The sequence below is a fragment of the Desulfolutivibrio sp. genome (assembly GCF_036584575.1).
Classification (GTDB): domain Bacteria; phylum Desulfobacterota; class Desulfovibrionia; order Desulfovibrionales; family Desulfovibrionaceae; genus Desulfolutivibrio.
In genome coordinates this window covers 44,740-57,601 of sequence record NZ_JAZHDB010000080.1, presented here as the reverse complement: position 1 = coordinate 57,601, position 12,862 = coordinate 44,740, and the positions used below count along the sequence as shown (strand labels likewise).

Below are 12,862 nucleotides of genomic sequence, written 5' to 3'. Positions count from 1 at the left end.
GTGGAGTGTTATGAAACAATTACTGCAACCATTGCTTTTCGGGGGCAGCCTTTTGGTGTCCCTGATTTTCGCGAATTCGGCAAAAAATGAATTCTCTCAGGCCGTGCCGAAACCACCCTGCATCAAGATCGTGCCCGAAGCCATTTACTATGCGGAGCCGATGCCGAACAAACTTTTCACAAACAACGGTGGCATGGTATCCGTGTCAAGAGCTGATGCCCCCGGGGAAATTGAAACACCCTCGCCACCCCCCACAGAGAAATCCCGCCAGGAGAGATGGCAGCCAACCTGGCCCTGACAAGGACCCAGGCCGACACGCCCCTCTCGCGCCGCAGGTCTGCGGAACCTGCGTCTGGCAGTCAGACAGGAGAAGGGTGGGCGTGGCGCTTCGTCCACGCGGCAAGAAAGCGTAAACCAGGGGCGTTCGCCCATGATCGCCAGTCGCAGTTCCAAAGACCGCGCCTGCGCCAGGAAGTCCTGCCACCGCCACAGGCCGCCTCACGTTGTCGCCAAACAACGCGCCATCTGGCCAGATATGACCAGGCGGTCATATCTGACCATATTGGCGGTCGTTGCCTGCCGAGTCCCTCCATTTATGGACGCATTTTCCGTGAGAAACCATGCTGTTATCTCCAGCACGCCGAGCATGACGTGGCTGGCTCGAATATTGTAAATACATATATCGTGAACATGCGACCTTGCCCATGCTTGGCATCATATCAAGCATGCAGCGCAGAAACAGAAGAAGAAATCCGTTGGTGGAGCAGAAACAGCAGCAAGTTGATTTTATGTCAAGTACAAAGGCAGGCAATAGAATACTTCTGAAGTTTATATGTCAACGTCTACAATAGGAAACAGAGCTCGATATTGATGATGCAATTGATGCAACACCGCAATTAGTAAACGCTCAGCAGTATAATTTTTTCGTAAGACATTTGAAAAGGAGAGTATCTCGTGTCCATCACAACAATCCTCCTGATCGTCCTTGTGCTCATGTTGGTGGGCATCATCCCGATCTGGCCTCACAGCAGGTCCTGGGGATACAGACCGAGCGGCGTCATCGGCCTCATTGTGGCCATACTTGTCATCCTGTTCCTGCTCGGGAAAATCTAAACGGACGCAATCCGATGCGCATCTCTTCAGTACGCAAAGTCCGATATGGGATCCATGCCCAAAGAAATAGAAAAGAACTTGTGACTCTCCATGGAGGACTCTTATGCAACGCAAACGTGGATTATCTTGTTTGATACTCGGCATGGCTGCGCTCCTTGTTGTGGCGGTGACGACTGGATGCGTCAGAAATAGAAGGCCTCCGCCGCCTGATGTGGTCACAACATCAAACAATTCTGATGACAGAGCTGTCATCGTGCACAGAAACGATGAAGGGCCACGGCGGTACTATCGAGACAACAACGGCAAGTTGTATTATGTGGACGAGGCCGGATCTGTCCACTCCATTGATCGGAACGTACGCGTTGAACGAGGCACTGCCGGGTTATACTATATCGTTGATGATGACAATGACCGGTACTACACAAACACGGAAGGGAGACTGTATTACAGAGATTCATCTGGCGGCGCCATCCATATCGAAGAAAGTGGAGCCGGTCGGGTTATCGACCCCCTTCCCATCCTGCGCGGCGAGTCCTATCCGAGGATAGAGCATGTGCGGAGCCTCGATTACTGCAACGACACCTGGAGAAAGTGCAACACATCGTGCGACAGGTCTTCCGGCTTGAGCAGCAAGCGAACCTGCTTTGGCGATTGCGACTATCAACGTGAGCAATGCCTTCAGCCATATTAGAGGTGTTGCCCGTGGAGAAATCCATCCGCAATGGGGCTGTTCACATAAACAAAGTCGTCATGACATGGAGCGCTTGATGTGTATGATGTCACCTGTATCATCTAGCGAAATTCAGAACGTGCTGGATTGTATCTGCGAACAGAATATGGAAAATCCATGTCATAAAAAATAACGTAAAAGCAATTTTAAGAGGAGTGTGTCGTCTCACTACCATTTCCAAAAAACAAATTACGCGAGGAGTGTTCCATGAAGAGTTTGACAAAAATTGCCTGCGTCCTGTCCCTTGCCGCCATCCTCGGGCTTCCCGCCGTCACGGCAACCGCAAGGCCGCTTGGCAGCACCGCCTATTCCGGCATGTCCAATCTCCCGCTCCGCAATTGCGAAGGCTTTTGGTGCGGCCAGCTCAACAGGATCGCCATGGATGAACAGCTCAAGGTCTTGATCTATGGCTCCGGGGGCGGCTGGTCATACGTTGAAGTCGTGTCTACCGGACAGCGCGGCTGGGTCTGCAACGAAAACGTCTATTAGCCAGGACATGCGGGCATTCCCGTAAGGAGCCCCGGCAGTGAAAACGGCCTTGGAGGGGGGGGCGGCGGCCAGGACTGACCGCAGGGTCCGAACCAAGACCGGAACAGCCGAGGCGACGCCCGCCTCATGACGTCATACGCACCGGCCGACCAGGCGGGGTCCAGCAAGACCCCGCTTGGTATTTTCACAACGCGAGACGTCACAGACGCACCGTCCTCAGAAGGAGAGTCGTATCGCCATCAAACGAGACGTGGGACTGACTGCACACACACGGAATGCGCCGGAGCAAGGCTGGGATTCCGAGTTGTTGCGCTCGGAGCTTTTCAGCATCAAGCAGCTGACGCTGCACGCCGCCGATCTGGCCAGGCGGCATGCCATCGAGCCGCATCCGGGAGCGGACAGGTTGTTGCCCCGGCTGGCGGACAATGAGCGCGTCCTTTTGGCGGCGTATGACGTGGTCACGGCCGCCGCCAGGCCAGGACAGCGGATCGTTCCGGCGGAGTCCTGGCTGCTCGACAACTTCTATCTCATCGAGCAGCAGATCGTGCTGGCCCGGCGGCACCTGCCGCGCGGCTACAGCCGCCAGTTGCCGCGTTTGGCCGACGGCCCGTCGGCCGGGTTCCCTCGCATCTACGACCTGGCCTTGGAGCTCATCTCCCACATGGACGGGCGTGTCGACAGCGACAACACCACCCAGTTCGTCGCCGCCTACCAGACCGTTTTGCCGCTACGGCTGGGGGAGTTGTGGGCCTTCCCGATCATGCTGCAACTGGCCCTGCTGGAAAACCTTCGCCGTGTGGCCCTGCGCATCGCGCATCGCCGTGAGGAACTCGACTCGGCCATCGTCTGGGCGCAGCGTATGCTCGCCACGGCCGAGAAGGAACCGAAACAACTCATCCAGGTGCTTGTCGAGTTCGCCGACGCCGATGTTCCGCTGACGGCCTCGTTCGTGGAGGAGTTTTACGCCCGGCTCCAGGCCCAGGGGGCCGTCATGGCCTTCATCCAGACCTGGGTCGAGCAGAAACTCCTTGAGCAGGGGGTGACCGCGACCCAATTGTCCGAGGCGGCCAGCCGCACCGCTGCGGCCAACCAGATCTCCATCGCCAACAGCATCGGGAGCCTGCGGTTCATCGGCTCGACGGACTGGAAGGTGTTCGTCGAATCCCTAAGCGTCGTCGAGCAGACCTTGCGCGAAGACCCCGTCGGGCTGCACGCCGACCAGGATTTCGCCACCCGCGACCGGTATCGGCATGTCATTGAGGACGTGGCCCGGGACAGTCCCCAAAGTGAACCGGACGTGGCCCGCCAGGCCGTCGCCCTGGCCCAGGCAGCGGCGAAGCGGCACGGCCTCGGGCATCGCGCCGCGCATGTCGGATACTATCTGGTCGACAATGGACGCCCCCTGCTGGAGCGTGCGGCGGACAGCCGGGCGACCTGGAAGACACGCCTTGGCCGGATAAGCCAGCCTCTCCGTCTGGGACTCTACCTCGGCCTCATCTTGAGCTTCACGGCGCTGGCGACCTGGGCGGCGGTCTTCTCCCTCAACGATGCCGCAGCGGCGGACTGGCGGTCCTGGCTCCTGGCCGTCCTGGCCGGTGTCGGCGTCTCGGCCCTGGCCGTGTCGCTAACGAACCTCGCGGCCACCATGGCCTTGCCGCCGCGCGCCTTGCCCCGGCTGGATTATTCGCAGGGCATCCCCCCCGGCCAGGCCACCATGGTGATCGTCCCCACCCTGCTTGGCGCGCCGCATGAGATCGACGCCCTCCTGGAGGCCCTGGAAATCCGCTATCTGGGCAACCGCGACCCGCACCTGTATTTCGCCCTGCTCACGGATTTTTCCGATGCCTCCGAGGCCGTCATGCCAGGCGACGAGGCGCTCGTAGCCCGGGTCCGGGCCGGGATCGAGGCCCTCAACGAGACCTATCGCGAGGATCGCCCGAACGTCTTTTTCCTGTTCCACCGACCCCGGACATGGAATCCCCACGAACGGACCTGGATGGGATATGAGCGCAAGCGGGGCAAGCTGGAGCAGTTCAACGCCGTACTGCGCGGCGGGTCCAAATCCGCCTTTTCCCAGATCGTCGGGGATACGTCGCTGCTTGGTTCCATCCAGTACGTCATCACCCTGGACACCGACACCCAACTGCCCCGGGACACGGCCCGCAAGCTGATCGGCAACATGGCCCACCCCCTGAACCGGCCGGTCTACGACGCCGACGCAAGGCGCGTCGTCGAAGGCTACGCCATCCTGCAACCGCGGGTCTCCATCAGCCTGACCAGCGCGGGACAGTCGCGATTCACCAGACTTTTCGCCGGAGACTCGGGCATCGATCCCTACACCCGCGAGGTGTCGGACGTGTACCAGGATATGTTTGGCGAGGGCTCGTTTATCGGCAAGGGCATCTACGATGTGGACGCCGTCCGGCAGGCCCTCAGCGGGCGTTTTCCGGAAAACCTGGTCCTGAGCCACGACCTGCTGGAAAGCGGGTATGCCCGCTCGGCCCTGGTGACCGATGTGGACCTCATTGAGGAGCATCCGGCCAGTTACGCCATGGAGGCCAGCCGCCGCCACCGCTGGGTGCGCGGCGATTGGCAGCTTGCGGGCTGGCTGTTTCCCCGCGTGCCCGGCCCTCCCGGGGAGGACGGGGCCAAACCGGCCGGGCGGCCGAACGCGCTCACGGCGTTGTCGGTGTGGAAACTCATCGACAACCTGCGGCGCAGCCTCGTGCCGCCGTCGCTTCTGGCCCTGCTGGCCGTGGGATGGACCCTCGGCCCGGGTCCGGTCTGGTTCTGGACGCTGGTGGTGGCGGCCGTGCTCTTTCTGCCCGCTGGGCTGGAGGCCGCCATAGCCTTGATCCGGAAGCCAAAGGACCGTTCCTGGCCGTTGCAGGTGCTCCTGACGAGCCGGGCCGCCGGACGTCCCATGGCCCTTTCCGGGCTGGAACTGGCCGCCTTGCCCTACGCCGCGATCATGAACCTGGATGCGATCATGCGTTCCGCCGGGCGCATGCTCTTTACCCGGAAGGGACTTCTTACGTGGCACACGAAGTCCTATGCACGCCGGAACGCCTGTCGCACCCTGGCCGGGTTTTGCCTGGAGATGTGGTTCGCGCCCGCCCTGGCCACGGCCCTGGCCCTGACCCTTTCGGCCGACAAGCCGCACGGTCTGGTGTTTGCCGCGCCTGTCCTTTTGCTGTGGTTCGCGTCGCCGCTTCTGTGCTGGTGGATCAGTCTGCCGCTTCTGCTCCCGACCCAGGAACTGACACTGGCCCAGCATGCGTTTTTGCGCGGGGCGGCCAGGAAGACCTGGCGGTATTTCGAGGACTTCGTCGGCCCGAAGGATAACTGGTTGCCGCCGGACAACTATCAGGAATATCCTGCGGAAGTTCTGGCCTCGCGGACCTCGCCCACGAATATGGGCATGGCCCTTTTGGCGAACCTGGCCGCGTACGATTTCGGATACCTTGGGGCCGGGGAATTTTTGCAGCGAACCGGGAAGACCCTGGCCGCCATGGATCGCCTGGAACGGTACCGGGGCCATTTCTACAACTGGTACGACACGCGCACGGGGCAACCCCTTCGCCCGCAATACGTCTCCACGGTCGACAGCGGCAATCTCGTGGGCTGCCTGCTGACCTTGCAGGCCGGACTGGCCGAGTTGAAAGCACAGCCGGTGTTGTCCTCCAGCGCCTTTCTGGGGCTTATGGACACCCTGCAGATGCTTGTCGAACAGGCGATTCCGGCCCGGACACCGGCACTCGCAAGCAAAATCGCGCTTCTGCGGGACGCCCTGCGCCCACTGGCCCTGGCCGGACAGCTGCTGACCCTGGCGGCCGCCCACCGCGTGCTGGAGGAGATGTGCGGCGTGGGCGACGGCGTGGCGGCCCTGCTGCCCGGGGATGCCGCCAGCGACAGCCCTCTGTTTTACTGGGCCCATGCCTTCGACCGGCAAGCCCAGGCCCTGCACGACGAGTTGCGTCTGCTTTCGCCCGGGTCGGGGCTTTTTGCCGACATTCCCACCCTGGCGGAACTGGCCGGGGCGAACGGCCGTGACGGCCAGCCCCCGGAAACCGGCGACAGCCCCATGCACGCCGCGTCTCCAGGCCATGCTGCGGCGCGTCGCCTGGCCATGATCGACGCCCTGGCGGACCGCTGCCGCAGCCTGGCGATGATGGATTTCGAGTTTCTGTACGACACGTCCCGCAGCCTGCTGGCCATCGGCTATGACGTGGGCGAACGGCGTCGCGACCCGTCCTGCTATGACCTGTTGGCCTCGGAGGCCCGCCTGACCAGCTTTGTGCTCATCGCCCAGGGCCAGATACCCCAGAAACATTGGTTTTCCCTGGGCCGCCTGCTGACAAGCCATGGCGGCGACGTGAGCCTCATTTCCTGGAGCGGCTCCATGTTCGAATACCTCATGCCGCAACTGGTCATGCCCAGCTTCCCGAACACCCTGCTGGACCAGACCTGCAAGGCCGCCGTGTCGCGCCAGATCGAGTACGGTCGGCAACGCGCCGTGCCCTGGGGCATCTCCGAGTCCTGCTACAACGCCACCGACGTGCAGCACGTCTACCAGTACCGGGCCTTCGGCGTACCCGGCCTGGGATTCAAGCGCGGCCTGGGCGACGATCTGGTCATCGCTCCCTACGCCAGCGCCCTGGCCCTGATGGTCGCGCCCCGGGATGCCTGCCGCAATCTGCAACGGCTTTTCGCCAGCGGGTTCCTCGGCACCTACGGCTTTTACGAGGCCATCGACTACACGCCCTCGCGCGCCCCCCGGGACACGCATAGCGCCATCGTGCGGACGTTCATGGCCCACCACCAGGGGATGAGCCTTTTGGCCTTCACCCATGTCCTGCTTGGCCAGCCCATGCAGAGGCGGTTCATGTCCGCCCCCTCCCTGCGGGCCACGGAGCTGCTTTTGCAGGAACGCCTGCCCAAAACCGGCGAGATGCTGCACCCCCATGCCGCCGAGGTGAGCGCCGCAGCGCATCCGCCCGCCGTGGACACGGGGTCGATCATGCGCGTTTTCACCGACCCGGACGCCCGCCTGCCCGAGGTGCATCTGTTGTCCAACGGCAGGTACCACGTCATGACCACCAACGCCGGGGGCGGCTACAGCCGGTGGGGGGATCTGGCCGTGACCCGCTGGCGCGAGGACGTCACCTGCGACTGCTGGGGAACGTTTATCTATCTGCGCGACCGGGACACGGGGCGGTATTGGTCCACCGGATATCAACCCACGCTGTGCCAGGCCGATCACTACGAGGCGGCCTTCGTGCAGGGCCGCGCGGAATACCAGCGGCGCGACGCCTCCATCGAAACGCATACGGAGATGAGCGTCTCGCCGGAGGACGACGCCGAGATCCGCCGGGTCACGCTTACCAACCTGTCGTCGCGCACAAGGCGCGTGGAGGTGACCAGCTACGCCGAGGTGGTGCTGGCCCCGCTCAACGCCGACCTGGCCCATCGCGCCTTCAGCAACCTCTTTGTGCAGACCGAGATCCTGCCCGAGCGGCAGGCGATCCTGTGCACCCGCCGCCGCCGCACGCCGGACGAACCCACGCCGTGGATGTTTCATGTGCTGGCGGCCCCGGGCGTGACCGCCGACGAGGCGTCCTACGAGACGGATCGGGCCGCGTTCATCGGACGGGGGCGCACGGCGGCCAACCCCGTGGCCCTGTCCGTCGTCGGGCAGACGGCGCTTTCAAATACCCAGGGGTCGGTGCTCGACCCCATCGTGTCCATCCGCCGCACCATCACCCTGGCGCCCGACGAATCGGCCACGGTGCAGATCATCACCGGCGTGGCCGACACCCGCCAGGCCGCCCTGGCCTTGATCGAAAAGTATTGCGACCGGCATTTCGTGGCCCGGGCCTTTGAAATGGCCTGGTTCCACAGCCAGGAGGTGCTGCGCAACCTGGGGGCGACCGAGGCCGACGCCCAGGTCTACGGCCGCCTGGCCAATTCCGTGGTGTACGGCAACGCCTTGCGCCGTGTCGCCCCTGGGATCATCGCCCGCAACCAGCGCGGCCAGTCCGGCCTGTGGCATTTTGCCGTTTCAGGGGATCTGCCGATCATCCTGGTGCGCATCGGCGACATTGAGCGCATCGACATGGTGCGGCAGGCCCTGCAGGCCCATGCCTATTGGCGGATAAAGGGCCTGGCCAGCGACCTGGTGATCTTAAACGAGGATTTTTCCGGCTACCGGGCGGTGTTGCAGGACCAGATCGTGGGGCTGATCAACACGGGCCCCGAGGCCCAGCTTCTCGACAAGCCGGGTGGCGTTTTCGTGCGCCGGGCCGAGGAACTCTCCGAGGAGGACCGGGTATTGTTCCAGACGGTGGCCAGGGTCGTGCTCACCGATGGTCCGGAGACGCTGGTCGAGCAGGTGGAACGCCGCACCACGGGACCACGCACCTCGGACCGCCTGAAGCCGGAGCTGCCGCCGTCGCCCGAACCGGCCCGGGAGCTCGCCCGGCGCGAGCGCATTTTCTGCAACGGCCTGGGAGGGTTCACGCCCGACGGCCACGAATACGTGATCACCCTGGAGCCCGGTCAAAACACCCCCGCCCCGTGGTCCAACGTCATCGCCAGCGCGCATATCGGCACGGTGGTCAGCGAAGGCGGGAGTGCCTGCACCTGGGTGGAGAATGCTCACGAATTCCGGCTGACCACCTGGCACAACGACCCCGTAAGCGACGTCAGCGGCGAGGCCTTCTACATCCGCGACGAGGAGACCGGGGCGTTTTGGTCGCCCACGCCGCTGCCCGCCCGGGGCCGGACCGGATACGTGTGCCGACATGGGTTCGGCTACAGCGTGTTCGAGCATCGCGAGGCCGACATCTCTTCGGAACTGCATACCTATGTGGCCATGGACGCGCCGGTGAAATTCGTGGCGGTCAAGCTGCGCAACCACTCGAAACGCCATCGTCGGCTGTCCCTGACCGGCTATTGGGAACTGGTGCTCGGCGAGTGGCGGCACGCCAACCTCATGCACATCGTCACCGAAACGGACCCGGAGTGCGGGGCGCTGTATGCCCGCAACGCCTACGGCCGCGAATGCGCCGGGCGGGTGGTCTTCGTGCAGGTCAGCCAGCGGGAGCGTGTGGTCAGCGGCAACCGCACCGCGTTTATCGGCCGCAACGGCTCCCTGGCCAGTCCGGAGGCCATGCGCCGCAAGCGTCTTTCGGGATCGACCGGCCCCGGCCTTGATCCCTGCGCCGCGATGCAGACCTGGATCGATCTGGCCGAGGGACAGGAACGCGAGATCGTGTTCATCATCGGCGCGGCCCGCAACACCGACGAGGCCCGGTATTTCATCCAGAGCTACGGAGGCGTGGGCGGCGCACGGCAGGCCCTGGAGGGGGTGTGGGAATTCTGGAACCGGACCCTGGGGGCCATCCATGTGGAGACCCCGGACCCCTGCCTCGACGTGCTGGCCAACGGCTGGCTGGTCTACCAGATCCTGTCGTGCAGGCTGTGGGGCCGTAGCGGCCCCTATCAGTCCGGCGGGGCCTACGGCTTCCGGGATCAGTTGCAGGACGTCCTGGCCCTGCTGCATGCGACGCCGTGGCTGGCCCGCGAGCACCTGGTGCGCTGCGCCGGGCGGCAATACCGCCAGGGCGACGTGCAGCACTGGTGGCATCCGCCCAACGGGCAGGGCGTGCGCACGCATTTTTCCGACGACTATCTGTGGCTCCCCTATGCCGTCTGCCGGTATGTGGCGACCACGGGGGATACGGGGGTGCTCGACGAGATGGCCCCATTCCTTGAGGGCCGCGAGCTTAATGCGCAGGAGGAGGCCTCCTTCGACCAGCCCCAATCTTCAAGCGAGGTAGCCACGCTCTATGAGCATTGCGTGCGGGCCATCTCCCACGGCCTGCGCTTCGGCGAACACCACCTGCCGCTTATGGGCTGCGGCGACTGGAATGACGGCATGAATCTCGTCGGTTGCGAGGGCCGGGGCGAGAGCGTCTGGCTGGGCTGGTTCCTGTACGAAAACCTCCAGTCGTTCGCGGGGCTTTCCCGCACCCGGGGCGATATGGAGTTCGCCGCCGCCTGCGACGCCCAGGCCGCGACGCTTCGCGCCAATATGGAGGCCAACGCCTGGGACGGCGGCTGGTACCGGCGGGCCTATTTCGATGACGGCACACCCTTGGGCTCATCCAGCAACGCCGAATGCCGGATCGATTCCATCAGCCAGAGCTGGGCGGTCATTTCCGGCGGCGGCGATCAAACGCGGGCCCGGCTGGCCATGGCCGCCGTGGACGAGCATCTGGTGCACCGCCGGGAGGGGATCATCGCCCTCTTGGCCCCGCCTTTCGACACCTCAAACCTGGAGCCCGGCTACATCAAGGGATATGTGCCCGGGGTACGTGAAAACGGCGGCCACTACACCCACGCCGCGATATGGACCACCATGGCCTTCGCCATGTTGGGAGAACGGGAACGGGCCTGGGAGCTCTTCGCCATGCTCTGCCCCGTGCGGCACGCAAGCCGTCCGGAACAGAGCGAACGCTACAAGGTCGAGCCCTACGTCATGAGCGCGGACATCTACGCCGCGCCGCCGCACACCGGACGGGGAGGCTGGACCTGGTACACCGGGGCGGCGGGGTGGATGTACCGGCTGACCGTGGAGACGCTTTTGGGGCTTCGCCTGGAGGTGGACCGCCTGCATATCGCCCCGTGCATCCCCGCCCACTGGGACTCGTATAAGATCCATTACCGTTTTCGCGAGACGTTTTACCACATCACCCTGACCCGGGTTGGCGAGATTCCGCAGCGGGTCATCCGGGTGAGCGTGGACGGGACGGCGTCGCCCCAGGCCGTTATGGACGGCGCGGGACGGATATCGCTTGTGGACGACCGCCGGGATCACCACGTCCAGGTGGACCTGGGCTGATGGTCCGGGGCCTGGCCGAAGCGCCTTGTCAGGGAGGCGAAAGTCGGCATATCCTTTGCTCAACCCCTGGCCCACACCATTACCTGCGTGAGGTCCGCCAACCATGAACGCCCTTCTGGTCTATCCCGCCTATCCGGACACGTTTTGGAGTTTCAAGCATGTCCTGCCGTTTATCGCCAAGAAAGCGGCCTTTCCTCCCCTGGGCCTGCTCACGGTGGCCGCCATGCTTCCGAAGTCCTGGGGAAAACGGCTCGTGGACGTCAACGTCGCTCCCCTTTCCCAGGCCGATCTGGCCTGGGCCGACGTGGTCCTGGTCAGCGCCATGCTCGTCCAGGCCCCCAGCGCCCGGGACATCATCGCCCGGGCCAAGGCCGCGGGCAAACGGGTGATCGCGGGGGGGCCGGCCTTCTCCACCCAGCCCGGGAATTTCCCCGGGGTGGACCATTTCATCCTGGGCGAGGCCGAGGACATCCTGCCGACGTTTTTGGAAGATTTGCAGGGCGGCCGCGCCAGGCAGGTCTACGAGGCCGCCGGGCGGCCCGATCTCGGGTCCACGCCGCTGCCCTTGTGGGAACTGGTGAACTTCAAGGATTATGTGTCCATGTCCGTGCAGTATTCGCGCGGCTGCCCCTTTGACTGCGAATTCTGCGGCATTGTGGCCATGAACGGGCGGCGGCCCCGGGTCAAAAGTCCCGACCAGATGCTTGGCGAACTGCAAAGCCTTTACGACGCGGGCTGGCGGGACACGGTCTTTATCGTGGACGACAACTTCATCGGCAATCTGGTCCACGTCAAAGAGTTCCTGCCGCTCCTTTCGGCCTGGCAGAAAAAACGCGGCTATCCCTACAAGTTCATGACCGAGGCCAGCGTCAACCTGGCGCAGGACGCAACGCTCATGCGCATGATGAGCGCGGCCAATTTCCACAAGGTCTTCATCGGCATCGAGACCCCGTCCGTGGAAAGCCTCAAGGAGTGCGGGAAAAACCAGAACGTGGCCACGGATTTCGCCAGCGCCGTGCGCACCATCCATCAGCATGGCATGCAGGTCATGGGGGGATTTATCGTGGGTTTCGACCACGACACGCCGTCGATCTTCGAGCAGCAGATTCGTTTCATCCAGGATATCGGGGTGGTCACGGCCATGGTCGGCGTGCTCAACGCCCTGCCCCAGACCCGGTTGTGGCGTCGCCTTCAGGCCGAGGATCGTCTGGTCGGCGAGATGAGCGGGGAAAACACGGACGCCAGCCTGAATTTCATTCCAACCATGGGCCGCGAAACCCTGCTTGAGGGCTATAAACGGCTGCTTCACGTGATCTATTCCCCGAAAAAATACTACCAGCGCATCAACACCTTTCTGGCCGCCTATACCCCCACGGCGCGGGGAAAGATACTCTCCACCGAGGTTTGGGCCTTCGCGCGCAGCATGTGGTCCATCGGCGTGGTCTCACACGCCCGCTTTGCGTATTGGAGGCTCATGCTCAAAACGCTTACGACCAAGCGCAAGGCCTTTCCCGTGGCCGTGGAACTGGCGATTCTCGGCCTGCACTTCGAGCGCGTGGCCCGCCGGGTGCTTTGCGTCGATACCGCGCCCGAGGCCTAAGCGGGGGAGGGCGCATCCCCGGATG

The 12,862-nt window shown here is 63.5% G+C and carries 5 protein-coding genes; all 5 read left to right on the top strand.

Going from position 1 to position 12,862, the window contains the following annotated elements:
- Positions 1–10 precede the first annotated feature (10 nt).
- The gene (locus V3572_RS06175) at positions 11–298 is read left to right on the top strand and encodes a hypothetical protein (RefSeq protein WP_332110105.1); all 288 of its coding nucleotides are present in this window, start codon (positions 11–13) and stop codon (positions 296–298) included.
- 656 nt (positions 299–954) lie between these two features.
- Positions 955–1,113, top strand: coding sequence for a DUF3309 family protein (locus V3572_RS06170; RefSeq protein WP_332110104.1), 159 nt, complete (start codon positions 955–957; stop codon positions 1,111–1,113).
- A gap of 937 nt (positions 1,114–2,050) precedes the next feature.
- Entirely contained in the window at positions 2,051–2,332 is a 282-nt protein-coding gene (locus tag V3572_RS06165; RefSeq protein ID WP_332110103.1) for a hypothetical protein, read from the top strand.
- 307 nt (positions 2,333–2,639) lie between these two features.
- Positions 2,640–11,237, top strand: a complete 8,598-nt coding sequence (locus tag V3572_RS06160; RefSeq protein ID WP_332110102.1) for a GH36-type glycosyl hydrolase domain-containing protein — start codon at positions 2,640–2,642, stop codon at positions 11,235–11,237.
- A gap of 103 nt (positions 11,238–11,340) precedes the next feature.
- Positions 11,341–12,837: a B12-binding domain-containing radical SAM protein gene (locus V3572_RS06155; RefSeq protein WP_332110101.1), complete on the top strand. Its 1,497-nt coding sequence runs from the start codon at positions 11,341–11,343 to the stop codon at positions 12,835–12,837.
- Positions 12,838–12,862 lie beyond the last annotated feature (25 nt).